The sequence below is a fragment of the Gemmatimonadetes bacterium SCN 70-22 genome (assembly GCA_001724275.1).
GTDB lineage: Bacteria > Gemmatimonadota > Gemmatimonadetes > Gemmatimonadales > Gemmatimonadaceae > SCN-70-22.
This window is the reverse complement of sequence record MEDZ01000004.1, coordinates 255,209-271,198: the sequence shown is the minus strand read 5'-3', so window position 1 is coordinate 271,198 and position 15,990 is coordinate 255,209. Positions and strand designations below refer to the sequence as shown.

At 71.3% G+C, this 15,990-nt stretch carries 18 protein-coding genes, 1 tRNA gene and 1 pseudogene; 18 read left to right on the top strand and 2 right to left on the bottom strand.

The features are described 5' to 3' along the window. Positions 1-167 precede the first annotated feature (167 nt). The 7 genes from ABS52_04235 to ABS52_04205 all read left to right on the top strand — a co-directional run bounded on the left by ABS52_04235 (position 168) and on the right by ABS52_04205 (position 4,972). On the top strand, positions 168-683 hold the full coding sequence (locus ABS52_04235) for a hypothetical protein (GenBank protein ODT04793.1): 516 nt from the start codon (positions 168-170) through the stop codon (positions 681-683). Further along, on the top strand, positions 680-1,330 hold the full coding sequence (locus ABS52_04230) for a hypothetical protein (protein ODT04792.1): 651 nt from the start codon (positions 680-682) through the stop codon (positions 1,328-1,330). Before ABS52_04235 ends, ABS52_04230 begins: the two co-directional genes overlap by 4 nt. Then, positions 1,327-1,614, top strand: coding sequence for a hypothetical protein (locus tag ABS52_04225; GenBank protein ID ODT04791.1), 288 nt, complete (start codon positions 1,327-1,329; stop codon positions 1,612-1,614). The genes ABS52_04230 and ABS52_04225 overlap by 4 nt, the downstream gene beginning before the upstream one ends. A gap of 86 nt (positions 1,615-1,700) precedes the next feature. Further along, entirely contained in the window at positions 1,701-2,696 is a 996-nt protein-coding gene (locus ABS52_04220) for a hypothetical protein (GenBank protein ID ODT04790.1), read from the top strand. A gap of 75 nt (positions 2,697-2,771) precedes the next feature. Further along, positions 2,772-3,164 (top strand): hypothetical protein, encoded by a 393-nt coding sequence (locus ABS52_04215; protein ID ODT04835.1) that lies wholly within the window; start codon positions 2,772-2,774, stop codon positions 3,162-3,164. Beyond that, on the top strand, positions 3,161-3,871 hold the full coding sequence (locus ABS52_04210; GenBank protein ODT04789.1) for a hypothetical protein: 711 nt from the start codon (positions 3,161-3,163) through the stop codon (positions 3,869-3,871). Before ABS52_04215 ends, ABS52_04210 begins: the two co-directional genes overlap by 4 nt. A gap of 12 nt (positions 3,872-3,883) precedes the next feature. Continuing rightward, positions 3,884-4,972 carry a hypothetical protein gene (locus ABS52_04205; GenBank protein ID ODT04788.1) on the top strand — a complete coding sequence of 363 codons (1,089 nt, stop codon included), beginning with the start codon at positions 3,884-3,886 and terminating at the stop codon, positions 4,970-4,972. 67 nt (positions 4,973-5,039) lie between these two features. On the opposite strand, the gene ABS52_04200 is transcribed toward ABS52_04205, so the two are convergent. Beyond that, positions 5,040-5,113: transfer RNA gene (locus ABS52_04200), tRNA-Met, on the bottom strand. 78 nt (positions 5,114-5,191) lie between these two features. Then, entirely contained in the window at positions 5,192-6,202 is a 1,011-nt protein-coding gene (locus ABS52_04195; protein ODT04787.1) for a hypothetical protein, read from the bottom strand. 132 nt (positions 6,203-6,334) lie between these two features. On the opposite strand from ABS52_04195, the gene ABS52_04190 reads away from it, so the two are divergent. The 11 genes and pseudogenes from ABS52_04190 (at position 6,335) to ABS52_04140 (ending at position 15,942) form a co-directional block, all read left to right on the top strand. Continuing rightward, positions 6,335-7,327, top strand: a complete 993-nt coding sequence (locus ABS52_04190) for a hypothetical protein (GenBank protein ODT04786.1) — start codon at positions 6,335-6,337, stop codon at positions 7,325-7,327. Beyond that, complete coding sequence (locus ABS52_04185; GenBank protein ID ODT04785.1) at positions 7,320-8,027, top strand: hypothetical protein; 708 nt, start codon at positions 7,320-7,322, stop codon at positions 8,025-8,027. The genes ABS52_04190 and ABS52_04185 overlap by 8 nt, the downstream gene beginning before the upstream one ends. Further along, positions 8,017-9,027 (top strand): annotated as a pseudogene (locus ABS52_04180) (GTPase ObgE). The gene ABS52_04185 and the pseudogene ABS52_04180 overlap by 11 nt, the downstream one beginning before the upstream one ends. A gap of 49 nt (positions 9,028-9,076) precedes the next feature. Continuing rightward, on the top strand, positions 9,077-10,207 hold the full coding sequence (locus ABS52_04175; protein ID ODT04784.1) for a DNA protecting protein DprA: 1,131 nt from the start codon (positions 9,077-9,079) through the stop codon (positions 10,205-10,207). Next, positions 10,204-11,358, top strand: a complete 1,155-nt coding sequence (locus ABS52_04170) for a hypothetical protein (GenBank protein ODT04783.1) — start codon at positions 10,204-10,206, stop codon at positions 11,356-11,358. The genes ABS52_04175 and ABS52_04170 overlap by 4 nt, the downstream gene beginning before the upstream one ends. 10 nt (positions 11,359-11,368) lie before the next feature. Further along, entirely contained in the window at positions 11,369-12,415 is a 1,047-nt protein-coding gene (locus ABS52_04165; GenBank protein ID ODT04782.1) for a heat-inducible transcription repressor HrcA, read from the top strand. A 13-nt stretch (positions 12,416-12,428) separates the two neighbouring features. Beyond that, positions 12,429-13,571 (top strand): molecular chaperone DnaJ, encoded by a 1,143-nt coding sequence (locus ABS52_04160; GenBank protein ODT04781.1) that lies wholly within the window; start codon positions 12,429-12,431, stop codon positions 13,569-13,571. Between the two features lie 17 nt (positions 13,572-13,588). Then, positions 13,589-14,389: a hypothetical protein gene (locus tag ABS52_04155; GenBank protein ID ODT04780.1), complete on the top strand. Its 801-nt coding sequence runs from the start codon at positions 13,589-13,591 to the stop codon at positions 14,387-14,389. Continuing rightward, positions 14,359-15,126: a hypothetical protein gene (locus ABS52_04150; GenBank protein ID ODT04779.1), complete on the top strand. Its 768-nt coding sequence runs from the start codon at positions 14,359-14,361 to the stop codon at positions 15,124-15,126. The genes ABS52_04155 and ABS52_04150 overlap by 31 nt, the downstream gene beginning before the upstream one ends. Beyond that, positions 15,116-15,457, top strand: a complete 342-nt coding sequence (locus ABS52_04145; GenBank protein ODT04778.1) for a histidine triad nucleotide-binding protein — start codon at positions 15,116-15,118, stop codon at positions 15,455-15,457. The genes ABS52_04150 and ABS52_04145 overlap by 11 nt, the downstream gene beginning before the upstream one ends. A gap of 41 nt (positions 15,458-15,498) precedes the next feature. Next, positions 15,499-15,942: a hypothetical protein gene (locus tag ABS52_04140; protein ID ODT04777.1), complete on the top strand. Its 444-nt coding sequence runs from the start codon at positions 15,499-15,501 to the stop codon at positions 15,940-15,942. Positions 15,943-15,990: the final 48 nt, after the last annotated feature.

Below are 15,990 nucleotides of genomic sequence, written 5' to 3'. Positions count from 1 at the left end.
TCGCGAGGGCTTGGCAGCGCGCGGCGGGGGAGGGGAGGAGCAACGTGCAGAGTAACGTGTACCCGGAGAATGCCACCAGGGGGGGCGTCGTGTCAACCGACACGTCTCCACCGCTCGGGGCGACGTCACGCGGCTCGGCCGCCTGGCGCGCCGCGAAACAAGCCGCGATGGCCGCCCTCGCCGACGCGGAGGCGCGGCGCGAGGTCGAGCGCGCGCACCTGTTCGAGGATGTCGCGACGCGCGTGCTGCACGCGGCGCGGGCGGCCATCGCGTGCGAGGAAGACCTCTACGTCCTCGCCTATCAGACCCTCCGCCGCTCGGGCCGGACGCTGTGGACGGCAGACTGTCACCGTCTGCGCGAGGCGACCCGGCGCGCGTGGCACACGTTCGACCCGGGGGAGGCGCAGGAGGAGGCGCAGGAGGAGGCGCGGGGGGACGAGTCGTCCGACGGGATCGAGGAGGCGGCAACGGCCACTCCCGCGCTAGGAACCGGCGCGGCATCTCCCGGTGGCTCCACTGTCGTCGTAAGCGACGCGGCGGATGGGACCGCGCGCTCGTCCTCTCCCGCCGGCGACGGCCCCCGCAGCCCCCGCGGCCCCGACGGCGCAATCGACTATTTCGCCATCGGGATCGCGCTCACGCGCGCGCAGCAGCGCACCCTCGACGGCGAGGTGGCCCGATGACCGCCCTCCCGACCTGGCTCACCGACGACGCCGACGAGCGGGCGGAGCTTGCCGCGTTGGGCATCTCGGCCGACGTGTCGGCGACGCCCGACGATCAGGCCGCGCGCGATGCGCAGGCCTCGACGCTCCTCCGCGCGCTGGGCCGTGTGGAGGCGGAGATCGCCGAGCGGCAGCGCGCCCTGCGACTCGAGCGCGAGCAGCTCGAGCGCATCTACGGCTCCGAGATCGAGCGCCTCGAACGGCGTCAGTCCTTCCTCGCGGGCGCGATCGAAGCGCTCGCCGTGGTGTCGGAGTTCGGCCCCAAGAAGAAGTCCCGCGCGGTGGGATTCGGCACCTACGGGCTGCGCCAGTCGCCGCTCAAGGTCGAGGTCCTCGACGAGGACGCCGTCCTCGACTGGGCCATGCAGGGACTGCCTGAGGCGGTGTCCGCCACGGTCACCCTCACCGGCTCCGAGGTCAACCAGATCGTGGATGCGGGACTCGGGGAATGCGTCGCGCCCGCACGTCTCCGCTGGGCGCTGGCGAAGTCGCTGCTCAAGGGGCACGTCGAGTCGACGGGCGAGACCGAGATCCCCGGCATTCACGTCGAGTTGCCCAAAGACAAGCCGTTCGCGAAGGCGATGGCCCCGAAGGACGGTGCCCGGTGACGGGACTCGCGTCCACCGTGGCGTCGGGGCTCCCCGGCGCCACCAGCCCCCCCAGCACCCCCTCCGCCGTCAGATCGGAGGAGTACGTCATCATCCGCCTCGGACCGTGGCCGGTGCCGTTGACCGACCAGCAGCGCGGCTGCCTGGATCGGCTGATCGCGCGGGCCCGGATCCGGCAGTTGCCGTTTCTCTCCATCCTCGATGACCAGCGGCGCGAGTGCGTCGCGTTCGTGGTCGAACCCTTGCCGACCGTCGCCGTCGTGGCGACAGGAGTGACTCCATGAGTGTCCCGGCCCTTGCTCCGGTTGAGCCGACGGCCAGTCCGAGCACCGCGGTTGCGGCGCGTCCCTCGTTAGGGCTGCTCAAGCCCGTGGCACCGCCGGCGCAGATCATCGCGCAGCAGAACGAGATGCGCGCGTTCATCAAGGAAGTGCTGGAAGAGGGCCGCGACTACGGGCTCATCCCCGGCGTCGACAAGCCGTCCCTCCTGCAGCCCGGCGCGCAACGCATCAACGTCGGGTTCGGGGTGATCCCGCACTACACGACGCTCGAGGCGCAGGTCGACCACGACCGGGTCATCGAGTGGAGCAAGCGCAAGAAGATCTACAAGAACCGGGAGTGGACCGGCGACTGGTCGATCGAGAGCGGGACCTCGATCGGCGTCTACCGGTACGTCGTGCGCTGTGAGCTGGTGCACCGCGAGACTGGGATCGTCGTCGGCGAGAGCCTCGGCGCCTGCTCGACGCTGGAGTCGAAGTACATCGACCGGCCGCGCGACAGTGAGAACACGTGCCTGAAGATGGCGCAGAAGCGCGCGTTCGTCGGGGCGACGCTCACCGCGTACGGCCTGAGCGACGAGTTCACCCAGGACGTGGAGGACACGGGCGTGAGCAGCGGCGGTGACGACGCGAATGGTCCAGCGAAGGTCGCGGCGCCGATCTGCCCCACGCACAACGTGCCGATGCGGGATAATCGGGCGAGCAAGAAGAACCCGAAGACGCCGGACTGGAGCTGCAACAAGAAGAACGACGACGGCAGCTGGTGCAAGGAAGGGAAGTGGCCGGGGCAATGGCCGCCCAAGGACGAGACGCCGAAGGAGGAGGCGAAGGGCGAGGCGGAGGCGCCGAAGGAGGAGACGCCCCGCGCCGGGCACGCGCGGGCCGAAGACAAGAAGATCAGGGGTGTGCGACTCGGGGATCTCACCGACGCCGAGCTGACCGCGGAGCTCAAGGCCGCGATCGAGGCCAATGACCCCAAGTACAAGCCGTTGATCGCGGCGATCGAGACGGTCCTCGAGAACCGCCAGTTCAGCGAGTTCCCCAAGAAGACGCTCGAGCCCGACCCCGACGAGCTCCCTTTTGACTGAGCGACAGTGGCCATGAAGCGATGCTTCAAGTGCGGTGAGGTGCAGCCGCTGTCGCAGTTCTACCGTCATCCTCGGATGGCTGACGGTCACCTCAACAAGTGCAGGCGGTGCACGCGGAGGGATGTGCAGGACAACCGAGAGCGCCGCCTGCAACAGTACCAGCGATACGACCGTGACCGATACCAGTTCGACACCGTGCGTGCACTCGTCGCCAATCTCAATGGACTGAAGCGTGATCCTGTGAAGCTGCGAGCCATGCGTACGGTGGCGAACGAACTGAAAGCGGGACGCATGTCGAAAGGGCCGTGCGAGGTGTGCGGCGCATCGAAGGTGGACGCCCACCATCCCGACTACAACGAGCCGTTCGTCGTGGTGTGGCTCTGCCGAAAACACCACATGCAACTGCACCGCATCGATCTCGACCGTCGCCCCAGCGTAGCACTTCTCCCACAACCAATCGAGCCATGACCAAGCGGACGCTGCGCCTCAACGGGCACCACAGTACCGACACGATGTTGAACGACGCCCTGGCAGAGGACGCGGCGAAGCTCACCGCGTTCGCCGCCGATCCCGGCGCCACACTGGAAGACCTCGAAGACCTCGAGGACCTCGAGGACGCGGGGCCGCCGGACGCCGACGCGTCCGACGCCCTCGGGGACGGCGCGACCCTCGACCCGGACCAGCGCGAGCTGTCCGAGGATCCCACGCTGTTGCAGGAGCCGCCGAAGGAGTTCTCGCCCACGCTGGAGCTTCCGACGCCGCACCATTGGCGCCTGGTGAAGGTCGCCATCGTGGATCGTATCAGCGCGCTCAAGTCGATCGCGAAGAAGGTCTCGGACGAGGGCTACACGCGTGAGGCGCGTACGATGGAGCACGATGCCCTGGCCCTCTCCGAGGACGTGGCGCCACAGCTGGAGACGCAGGCGGAGATCCCGCTCGCGACCTCCGACGAGGTGCAGTCGGGGATCGCCAACGAGCTGCGCGGCCTCGTGCGGCGCCACGTGCGGCGCGATCGCGAGGATGTGGACGACGAGGCGATCCTGCTGCGCGATCTCGCCGCGAAGGTCGAGCGTTACGCGCTCGACATCGCGGATCGCGCGTACGCGGCCGGGTTCGTGGCGCGCGAGGCGACGGGCGAAGTGTTCGCGCTCAAGTCCCTCAACGCGCTGCGGTAGTAGGGCCACGCCATGAGCGTCTACAAGCCGACGCCCGGCTCCGACTGGGTCATCGACCGTGAATTTCGTATGGACGGGCGGGCGCTCCGCATCAAGGCGTCGTCCTGGACGGGGCAGAAGCGCGAGGCGCTGGTGCGCGAGGCCCTCCTCGTGGAGCTGCATCGCGCCGGGCGCTTCGCGCTCATCCGCGCCCTCAAGGCGGGGGAGATCACGATCCTCGATCTTGTCGCGGCCAAGGAAGAACGGCGCCTGTACGTCCCGGACGCGCTGCGCGAGATCACCGACCGGCGCAGCCTCTGGGATGTGCTGGAGGCCTGCATCGCCATGGGGACGGCGGGCGAGAAGACGAAGAAGCGCTACCGGCTCTCGCTGGCGAAGCTCAAGGGCACCGGGGTGTTGGGCGAGCACGCGAGCATGCGCACCCTGCAGGCGGTCAACTGGTCCGCCCTGCGTACGCAGTGGGGCGGGAGCGCGAGCGACTGGAACCACCTCGTGCGCATGCTCTCGCACGCGCTGACGCTCTACTACGGCGACGTCTACGCCCCCGAGCGGCGCCAGCTGGTCGCGAAGATCCCGAAGGCGCGGGAGCCGCGCTCGCGGCTGGCCATGCTCTCGTTGCACCTCTTCCGGCAGATGGTGGCGAAGACGCCGGCACTCGTGCGCCCCACATACTGGACGTTGCTCCTCACGGGCATGCGGGCGGGTGACGGCGGGGAGTACTTCCGCTGTACGCCGGCGAACCTCGACAAGGCCGAGCACTTGATCCTCGTGCCCGGCACCAAGACCGTCGGCAGCCGAGCGGCCGTCGCGGTGCACGCGGACGACTGGCACTGGGTGGAGGCCGGGATCCCGGCGCCGCGGCAGTACAAGTGGGTCCGGGAGCACTGGAAGCGCGCGGCCGAGGCCTGCGGGCGCCCCGAGATCCGCTTGCACGACATCCGGCACCTGAGCATTCGCCTGGCGCTGGACGGCGGGGCCCCGTTGGCCGACGTGCAGGCGCACGCCCGCCACGAAGATCCGACGATGACGATGGACTACGCCCGAATCGAATCGAGCCGACGGGCGGCTGATGCGATCCGGAAAGCGCTGGTGGCGGAGTGAGCGATCACCCCACCACCAGCCCCACCATGGAGCCTAACGCGATGTCCAAGACACCGGAATTACCCAGTGGGCCCTCTGGGGCTCGAACCCAGGACCGACGGATTATGAGTCCGCTGCTCTAACCGGCTGAGCTAAGGGCCCGCGCCAGCAAGGATACTCGCCACGCCACGCCGCGAGAAGAGTCCCGCCCGGCCGGGGGAGGCCGGCGCGGGCGCGGCGTCACCCCTCGCGCGCGTTCAGGTCGTACGCGGCGAGGATCTCCTGCGGGGTGACGGTCGCCGCCCCCAGCTTCCCCACCTCGACCCCGGCGGCGAAGTTGGCGACCACCGCCGCCTCCATCGCGGTGGCCCCGGCGGCCAGCGAGGTCGCCAGGTAGGCGGTCACCGTGTCGCCGGCGCCGACCACGTCGTATACCTCGCGCGCCGTCGTCGGGATGCGTTGCACCTGGCCGTCCGGGGAGACGAGCGCCATGCCCCGCTCGCCCAGCGTCAGGAGGAGGTGCTGGGCCCCGAGGCGCTCGAGGGTGGCGGGGAGGGCGCCCGCGTCGTCGAGGTGCACGGCCGCGCCTAACGCCGATTCGAGCTCGCGGCGGTTGGGCTTGAAGACCGTCGCCCCGCGGTAGGCGAAGAAGTTGCGGAACTTGGGATCGACGATGATCGGGACCCCCCGCGCGCGGGCGCGAGCGATGGCGTGGGCGATGACGTCGGCCACCAGCACGCCCTTGTTGTAGTCCTCCAGGACCAGGGCGTCGGCCGAGGTGAGGACGTCGTCCAGCACCGCGACGACCCGCGCGATGTCGGCCGGGGTGAGGTCGCGGTCGTCTTCCTCGTCGAAGCGCACCACCTGCTGCGAGCGCGCCACCAGGCGCGTCTTGGTCGTGGTGGGACGGGCGATGGCGATCAGCGCGCTGTCGTCGGAGCCCATCTCGCGCAGCATGCGGCGCAGGCGCTCGCCCCCGTCGTCGTCGCCGACCACCGCGACCAGCGTGCCGTGCGCGCCCGCGGCCGCGACGTTCTGCGCGACGTTGGCGGCGCCCCCCAGCGCATACTTGCGGTCGCGCACGCGCACCACCGGGACGGGGGCCTCGGGGGAGATGCGCTCCACGTCGCCGCGGAGGTAGACGTCGAGCATGGCATCGCCGACCACGGCCACGCGCCGGCCGCGCATGCGGTCGAGGAGCACGGCCAGGCGTTCGCGCGAGAGATGCGAGGCGGGGGAGGAGGAGGACATGGCGGGGGAAGCTAGGGCGGGGCGTCCCGATGGGTCAACGGAGGGTGGCGTCCGGCCCAGATCGGCTCCGCCCCCGATTATCTTCCGCGCATCCGGTCCGCTTCGACCGCTCGTTCCTCGCACCTCCCAGGGATGCAGACCTACCAGCTCGACGTCATCGTGAGTCGTGGCCACTCCATCGAGTCGCGCCACCGCGTGCACGCGGCCGTCTGGGACGCGACGTCGGGGCTGGTCGGGAGCACGCGCGACCCGTTCCTCGTGGCGCCGTGGCGCTCGTGCGCCAAGCCGTTCCAGGTGATGCCGCTCCTCGAGACCGGAGGCTTCGATGAGCTGGTGTGGGAGGACGACGAGCTGGCCCTGGCGTGCGCCTCGCACGGCGGCGAGCCGGAGCACGTCGCCGTGGCCGCACGCATGCTGGCGTCGATCGGGATGGAGGAGGGCGACCTGGCGTGCGGCCCGCACGAGCCGCTAGCGCGTCGCGGCGTGAAGCTCCTGCGCGAGGCGGGGCACGCCCCGTCCCGGCTGCACAACAACTGCTCCGGCAAGCACGCCGCCATGCTGGCCCGCGCCCACGTGTCCGGGTGGTCGTCGCACGGCTACGAGCGCGAGGGGCACCAGGTGCAAGCCGCGGCACTCGAGTCGGTGTCGCGCTGGACGGGCGTGCCCGCCGACCGGATCGAGCGCGCCGTCGACGGGTGCGGGGTCGTCGTCTTCGGGCTCCCCCTCGCGCACATGGCGCGCGCCTACGCGATGCTGGCCGCGAGCGCGACGCGCGGCGACGAGCTGGCGTCGCGCATCGCACGGGCGGTGCGCACGCGCCCCTTCCTGTTCGGCGGGACCGACCGCTTCGACAGCGTCCTGGTGGAGGAGACCTCCGGGCGCATCATCTCCAAGGTCGGCGCCGAGGGGATCCACTCCGCCGCGCTGCTCGAGCAGGGGATGGGGATGGTGGTGAAGGTGGAGGATGGGGCCTCGCGCGCCCAGTACCCGGCGCTCCTGCGACTCCTGCAGCTGCACGGCGCCCTCCCCGATCCCCTCCCGCCCCGGCTGCAGGAGTTCGGGCGCACCCGGATCCGGAACACGCGCGGCGAGGTGGTGGGCGAGCTCCGGGTGATTGATGCCTGACGACGTGCGCTCGATGCAATGCGATGATCCCGTCGGGAATGCCATGATGACGAACGACGAACCGTCCCTCGATATCGTCCACGCGCTCGATGCCGCGCACGTCGCGCTCGTCCGGCTGGCGGCGGCGATCGCCGCCGCCGAAGAGCTCGTCGTGCGCGGCGCCCTCGCGCGCGCGGCCGAGTGTTGCCCTCACGAGTGGGTGGAGGAAGTCATCCTGCAATCGTACCTGTTCGCCGGCTTCCCCCGCACGCTCAATGCCGCCCGCGAGTGGCGGAAGGTGTCGGGGCGCCCCGCTCCGGGGGAGGACGCCGGGGAGCGCTTCGACGACGCACCCCGGTGGAGCGAGGAAGGCCAGCGGACCTGCCGCATCGTCTACGGCGCCACCTACGAGCGGCTCCGGCACAACATCCGCACCCTCCACCCCGCGCTTGACGCCTGGATGATCGTCGAGGGGTACGGCAAGGTGCTGTCGCGCCCCCAGCTCGACCTGCGGCGGCGCGAGCTGTGCATCGTCGCGGCGTGCGCGGCCGCGGGGCAGGACCGCCAGCTGCACTCACACCTTCGTGGCGCCCTCAATGCCGGCGCCCCGCTCGCGGAAGTGTCCGCCGTTCTCGACGCCATCGTCGACCTCATGGCGCCGCAGAATCCCGAGCGCTATCGCCTCCTCCTCGCCCGCGTGGCCCAGCACGATGTTCATTGATCATGTGGTCGTTCGCGTGACGGCAGGGACGGGCGGCTCCGGCTGCTCGTCGTTCCGCCGCGAGAAGTTCTACCCCATGGGCGGTCCGGACGGCGGCGACGGCGGGCGCGGCGGCGACGTCATCGTCCGCGGCGACCGCAACCTCGCCACCCTGCTCGACTACACCTATCGCGACCACTGGGAGGCGGAGCGCGGCGAGCATGGGATGGGGAGCAACAAGACCGGGCGTTCGGCGGACGACGTCGTCCTCCCCGTCCCCCCGGGGACCGTCATCCGCGATCACGACAGCGGCGCCTTCATCGGCGAGGTGCTCGCGCATGGCCAGCAGGTCGTCGTCGCGAAGGGGGGGCGAGGCGGCAAGGGGAACGCCTTCTTCGCCACCAGCACGCACCAATCCCCGCGCGAGTGGCAGCCGGGTGAGGAGGGAGAGGCGCGGACCCTCGACCTCGAGCTCAAGCTCATCGCCGACGTCGGGCTCGTCGGGCAGCCGAACGCCGGGAAGTCGACGCTCCTGTCGGTGCTCTCGGCGGCGCGTCCCAAGATTGCCGACTATCCCTTCACCACGCTGCAGCCCAACCTGGGGGTCGTGGCGCTCAGCGACCACCGGACCTTCGTGGTCGCCGACATCCCGGGCATCATCGAGGGGGCGCACGAGGGGAAGGGACTCGGGCTCCAGTTCCTCCGGCACATCGAGCGCACGCGCATCCTCGCCTTCCTGGTCCCGATCGACGCCATGGACTGGCAGGAGGAGTACGACAAGCTCCGGCACGAGATCGCGCAGTACTCCGGCGAACTCGCCGCCAAGCCGCACTGCGTCGTCTTCACCAAGCTCGACCTGCTGGGGGAGGACTACGTCCCCGAGATCGAGGCGCCGGGCGCCTTCGGGAAGTACTCGATCAGTGCCGCCGCCCGCACCGGGCTCGACGCGCTCACGGCCGCCTGGTGGAGCCAGCTGCTCGCGCTGCGCAAGGCGGTGGAACGCGCCGAGCGCGAGGCGGAGGATGCCCACACGGCGAGCGCCGGCGCGGGCGATCGCGAGCCGCGAAACGGTGACGACGACGCGGGCGCCTGACGAGTCGCTGCACACGCTCGCCCTGGCCTGCATTCCGGGGGTGGGGCCGGCGAGGGTCCGGAAGCTGCTCGAGCGGCATCCTGTCGCCTCCGAGGCGCTGGCGCGGCTCGGCCTGGGGGAGCGCGAGGTGCAGGCGGCCCTCGCCACGGCCCGCTCCCTGCGCGACCGCTGCGCGGCGCGTGGCGTCGACGTGGTCACCTGCACCGAGGCGCGCTATCCCCAGGGGCTGCACCTCCTCGAGGATCCCCCCGCCGCGATCTTCACGTTAGGCGAGCTGGCGTGCGCGCGGCCCCCCGCCGTGGCGCTGGTCGGGTCCCGCCACGCGACCTCCTACGGGCGCCACGTGGCGCGCGACTTCGCCCGGGGGCTCGCGGCCCGTGGCATCTGCGTGGTCAGCGGCCTCGCGGCCGGGATCGATGCCGAAGCGCACGCCGGCGCCCTCGACGAGGGAGGGCCCACGATCGCCGTGCAGGGGACCGGGGTCGACGTCCCGTACCCGCGCGCGCATGCCGCGCTCCACGCCGCCATCGCCCAGCGGGGGCTCGTGCTATCCGAGCTCCCGCCGGGACGGACCGCGCACCCGGGGGCCTTCCCGCGCCGGAACCGCCTCATCGCCGCGCTGGCCGACGTGATCGTCGTCGTCGAGGCGGGGCCCAGGTCGGGAGCGCTGATCACCGCGCAGCTCGGGCGCGACCTCGAGCGCTACGTCGCCGCCGTCCCGGGGCCGATCGGCGTCGAGTCGTCGCTCGGCGCCAACACCCTCGTGCGCGACGGCGCGCACATCATCACCGCGTTCGACGACGTCCTCGCCCTTCTCGCCCTCACGCACCGTGGCCGCGAGGCGATGCGAGGGGGCGTTGCGGCCGACGGGGAAGGGACGCCCGCCCTCGCCCCCATCGCCCCGGCGAGCGGATCGCCCGAAGGGGAGGTGCTCGCCCTCCTGGCACACGGCCCCAGGTTCCCCGACGAGCTGCTCCAGGCGCTTGCCCTCTCCCCGCGCGCGGTGGGCGTCGCCCTGTCGACGCTCGCGCTGGACGGCACGGTCACCATCGATCCGTCGGGGCTCGTCAGGCGGAGCGATGGCGCGTTGAGCCGCCGCGCCACATGACGGCCGGGGGGCATGCCGGGCGGGGCGGCGTCACCTATCGCCATGCGTACGTCCACGTCCCCTTCTGTGCGCGCCGCTGCTCGTACTGCGACTTCGCCATCGCGGTGCGGCGGGTCACGCCGGTGGAGCCGTTCCTGCGGTCGCTGGCGGGCGAGCTCTCGATCCGCCTTGGTGCGACGGTCGCGGCGATTCCCCTCGCCACGCTCTACTTCGGCGGCGGCACCCCGTCGCGCCTGGGCGGCGAGGGGATCGCCCGCGCCATCGCGCTCGTCAGGCGCCATTTCACGCTGGCGCCCGACGCGGAGGTGACGGTCGAGGCCAACCCGGAGGACGTGGGGGAGGAGGCGGCGGCGCGTTGGGTGGAGGCGGGGGTGAACCGCGTCTCCCTCGGTGTGCAGAGCTTCCATCCCGAGGTGCTGGCATGGATGCACCGCACGCACGACGTCGCCGCGGTCCATCGGGCGGCACGCGTGCTGGCCGACGCGGGAATCCGGAACTGGTCGCTCGACCTCATCTATGCCCTCCCGCCCGAGGTCCCGCGCAATTGGCAGCACGACCTGGAGGAGGCGGTCGCCCTGCACCCCACGCACGTCTCGGCCTACGGCCTCACGGTGGAAGGGGGGACCCCGCTGGCCCGGTGGCGCTCGCGCGGCGAGGTGCACGACGCGGAGGAGGAGCGCTACGAGTCCGACTTCCTCATGGCGCATGAGCGGCTGGCGCAGGCGGGCTATCGTCACTACGAGGTTTCCAACTGGGCCCTTCCGGGGCGAGAATCGCGCCACAACTCCGCCTACTGGCGCGAGGTCCCGTACCTCGGCATCGGCCCGGGCGCCCACGGATTCGACGGCGAGGTGCGGCGGTGGAACGCGCGCGAATTCGTCGCCTGGCAGGAGCGCGTCGACCGTGGGGAAGATCCCGTGGGCGGGAGTGAGCGGCTCACCGCGCCGCAGCGTGAGCTCGAGCGACTGTACGTTGCCCTGCGGACGCTGCGGGGGGTGACGCTGGATCCGCGCGACGCGCCGGTGGTCGATCGCTGGATCGCCTCGGGGTGGGGGAGGCGTGAGGGGGGTCGCCTCGTGTTGACGCCGACCGGATGGCTTCGGCTCGATGCGCTGGTCACCGCCTTGACGGAGCACCGAAGTCGTTACTAGCTTTAGACTTATGGCGCTCCCTGAGCTATCGGAACGCGAGCGGCGCGTCCTCGAGGCCGTGATCCAGAGCTACGTCGAAACGGCGGAGCCTGCCGGATCACGCACCATCTCGAAGCGGTTTGGCCTGGGCGTTTCGCCGGCCACCATCCGCAACACGATGAGTGACCTCGAGGAGAAGGGGTATCTGTACCACCCGCACACGTCGGCCGGGCGGATTCCCACCGACATCGCGTATCGTCTCTACGTCGACTCGTTGATGCGAGCGCGCGCCATTCCGCGCGCGGAGGCGGAACGGATTTCGGAGCACCTCGCCACGGGCGGGGCGTCGGCCATCGAGGCGATCCTGCGCAAGGCGGCGCAGAGCCTTTCGATCGTCACGCAGGAATTGGGGGTCGCGCTCGGTCCGCGTCTCGACAACGCGGTGCTGCAGCGCCTGGAGCTGATCCGCGTGTCCAACGAGCGCCTCCTCCTGGTGCTCACGCTCCAGGGCGGGGCGGTCCGGACCATCTTCGTCGAGGTCGACAGCCAGATCGCCGAGAGTGCGGTGGCCGAGGTGATGCTGGTGCTGAACGAGCGCCTCGGCGGGCTGCCGTTGCGGACCATCCGCACGACGCTGGGCGAGCGGCTGCGCGATACCGGGGGGGCGTCGGGAGTGAGCGAGCTGCTGAACGTCTTCGTTCAGGAAGGGGAGACGCTGTTCGACCTGCCGACGACGGGCGAGGAGGAGGGGGTGGTGTTGGGGCAGGCGTCCGTGCTGGCCGACCAGCCCGAATTCGCGAGCGGGGACGGGATGCGGCGCCTCCTTGCGCTGACGGAGACGCGCGCGCACCTGGGGCAGTTGCTGCGGGGGCGCTCGACGTCGCCCGGGATCTCGATCACGATCGGGAACGAGCACGGGGATCCGCGCCTCGACAACTTCACCATCGTGACGGCGGAATACCGGGCCGGCGCGCTCAACGGCGTGATCGGGGTGATTGGCCCGACGCGCATGCCGTACGACAAGGTGATCGCACTGGTGCGGCACACGTCGCTCCTGGTCTCCGACATCCTTCACTAGCAGCACGAGGCCCATGGCCGATTTCTACACGACGCTCGGCGTCGCGCGCGGCGCGTCCGACGACGAGATCAAGCAGGCCTACCGGAAGCTGGCCACGAAGTGGCACCCGGACCGGAACAACGGGTCGAAGGAGGCCGAGGAGAAGTTCAAGGAGATCACGGAGGCGTACGACGTCCTGCGGGATCCGGAGAAGCGCGCGGCCTACGACCGGTATGGCGAGGCGGGTCTGCGGGGCGCGGGGGGGGGCGGCGGGTTCCACCACGTGGACCTGTCGGAGGCGCTGAACATCTTCATGCGGGACTTCGGCGGCTTCGCCGGGTTCGGCGACTTCTTCCAGCAGGGCGGGCGTTCGCGGAGCGGGCCCCGTGCCGGGCAGGACGTGAAGATCTCGGTCGAGCTGACGCTGGCCGAGGTGGCGTCGGGGGTGACGAAGACGTTCACCATCAAGCTCCTCGACGCCTGCGACAAGTGCGAGGGGACGGGGGCGGAACCGGGGACGAAGCCCCAGGTGTGCCACAGCTGCAACGGCTCTGGCGAGGTGCGGCGGGCGCAGCGTTCCTTCTTCGGGCAGTTTGTCTCGGTGGTGCCGTGCCCGACCTGCTCGGGCGAGGGGATCGTCGTCACCGCGCCGTGCAAGAAGTGCCGCGGCGAGGGGCGCGTGCGCGGGGAGCACACCATCCCGGTGCAGATCCCGGCGGGGGTCTCGTCGGGGCAGTACATGACGCTGCGCGGGGTCGGCAACGCCGGGCCGCGGGGCGGGGGACGGGGCGACATTCTCGTGGTGTTCGAGGTGGCGGACGACCCGCGCTTCGAGCGGGACGGGGAGGACCTCTACACCGAGGTGCTCGTCTCGTACCCGCAACTGGTCCTCGGGGCCGACGTGGACGTTCCCACGGTGACCGGGGCGATGTCGGTGCGCATCCCGGGCGGGACGCAGAGCGGCCAGGTGTTGCACCTGCGGGGGCGCGGGCTTCCGCGGGTGAACGCCTCGGGGGTGGGCGACCTGCACGTCCGGGTGCAGCTCTGGACCCCGGAGCAGGTGAGCCGCGAGGAGGAGGCGTTGCTCAAGCAGCTGGCGGCGGTGCAGGGGACGCCCCCCGAGCAGGGGCGCAACAAGGGCTTCTGGACCAAGATGAAGGAAGCGTTAGGCGCGTGACCTGGACTTCCCTTCGCGTGCACGCCGCCGGGCGTCGTGACGAGGCATCGGCGGCGCTCTTCGCGGCCGGGGCGCAAGGCGTGCTCGAGGACGGCGAGTCCCTGGTCACCCACTTCCCGCCGGAGACGGACGTGGCGGCGGTGATCCGCCAGGTGCAATCAGCCGTCCCCGGCGCCACCTGCGAGACCGCGCCCACCGAGGCGATCGACTGGTCGGTGCACTGGCGTGACAAGCTGCACGCCCACGCGCTCGGCCGCCTGACCATCGCCCCCACCTGGCTCGCCGACCAGTACGACCCGGCCGCCACCGTGGTGATCGACCCCGGGATGGCCTTCGGGACGGGCGACCACCCGACGACGCGCGGCGCGGTGCGCCTGATGCAGGAGGTCGTCCACCCCGGGCTGGTGGTGGCGGACCTCGGTGCCGGGAGCGCCGTCCTCTCCATCGCCGCCGCCAAGCTGGGCGCATCGCGCGTCTTCGCCATCGAGTACGACGCCGACGCGATTCCCAACGCCGAGGAGAACGTGCGACGCAACGGGGTCGACCCCGTCGTGCACGTCTTCGAGGGAGACGCCACCATCCTCCTCCCGCTGGTGGCGCCGGTGGACGTGATCGTCGCCAATATCATCTCGTCCGTCCTGGTGGACCTCCTCCCCGCGATGCACGCCGCCCTCCGCCCGGGCGGGCGGGCGGTGCTGGCCGGGATCCTGCTCGAGGAGCGCGCATCGATGCTCGAGGCGCTGGAAGCGGACGGATGGCGCGTGGAACGTGAAGACGTGGAGGACGTGTGGTGGAGCGTCACGATCGCGAGGGCCTAGCCGCCTTCTTCCTCCCCGACGAGCCGCTCGCGCCGGGCCTTTCCGCCTCGTTAGGCGAGGCCGTGCTGCACCACCTCAAGGTGCGGCGGCTGGGGATCGGCTCGCGGGTGGCCCTCCTCGACGGGCAGGGCCATCGGGCCGAGGGGACGCTCGTGCGGATCGCCAGGGCCTCGGCGACCGTCGAGGTCGAGCGCGTCGAGCTCCACCCCCAACTCCCCCCGGTCCACCTCCTCGTCCCGATCGCCGATCGCGACCGCATGCTCTGGCTCGCCGAGAAGTGCGCCGAACTGGGCGCCACCAGCTGGCGCCCCGTCCTCTACCGCCGCTCGCGCAGCGTGAAGCCCCGCGGCGAGGGGCCGACGTTCGCCGGCAAGCTCCGCGCCCGCATGGCGTCCGCCCTGGAGCAGAGCGGCGGGGCGTGGCTTCCGGCGATGTATCCCGAAGCTGCGCTGGCCCGGGCGATCGGCGCCCTCGCCGACGGCGCGCGCCTGCTGCTCGACGGGCGGGGGAGCGCAATCATGGGGCAGCGCATCAGCGCGCCGCTCACGATCGCGATCGGTCCGGAGGGGGGGCTGGAGGAGGAGGAGGTGCAGGAATTCGAGCGCGCGGGATTCACCCGCGTCGCATTGGCAGGGCACACCCTGCGCTTCGAGACGGCCGCCATCGCCGGCCTGGCCATTGCCCGGAGCGCGATCGCAACCGCAACCGCAACCGCTGAGGATGCCCATGGCAACTGACTGCCTGTTCTGCCGAATCGCGAGCGGCGAGATTCCCGCGGCGCGCGTGGCCGAGAACGCCCACTGCATCGCGTTCCGCGACATCAGTCCGCAGGCGCCCATGCACCTCCTCGTGATCCCGCGCGAGCACGTCGCCTCGCTGGACCAGGTGACGTCGGCGTCGGTGGCGGGCGAGCTCCTCATGCTGGCGGCCCAGGTGGCCCGGCAGGAGGGGATGGCCGGGTCGGGGTACCGTGTGGTGCTGAACACCAACGCTGACGGCGGGCAAACGGTGTATCATCTTCATGCGCACGTCCTCGGCGGCCGGGCCATGCACTGGCCGCCAGGGTAACCGACGGCGACCCGTCGCCCCCCTCCTCCGATGCTGTTGCCATGTCCTCGCTCGTCGACCGTGTCCAATCCGAACTGAACGTCGCCCGCAAGGCGCAGGAGAAGGCGGCGCGCCTCCTGCTCGGCACGCTCCTCTCGGACTTCCGCAATCGCGAGCTCGAACTGCGGCGCGCCCTCACCGACGAGGACGCGATCGAGGTGGTGCGCCGCGGCATCAAGCGGCGGCGCGAGTCGATCGAGATGTTCACGGCCGGGGGGCGCGGCGACCTCGCGGCGAAGGAAGCGGGCGAGGTGGGGCTGCTGGAGCGTTATCTTCCGGCCAGGGTCGATCCCGAGGAGATCCGTGCCGCGGTCCGGCGCGCGATCGCCGCGGGGGCGACCAGTGTCGGCGCCGTCATGGGGCAGGTCATGCCCGCGTTCAAGGGGCGTGCCGAGGGCGGCGAGATCAGCGCGATCGCGCGCGAGGAGCTGGCCGCTCGCGGATGACGGGCGAGCGCCGGCCCGTCGCCGCGCGCCCCCTGCCGCGCGCGGACG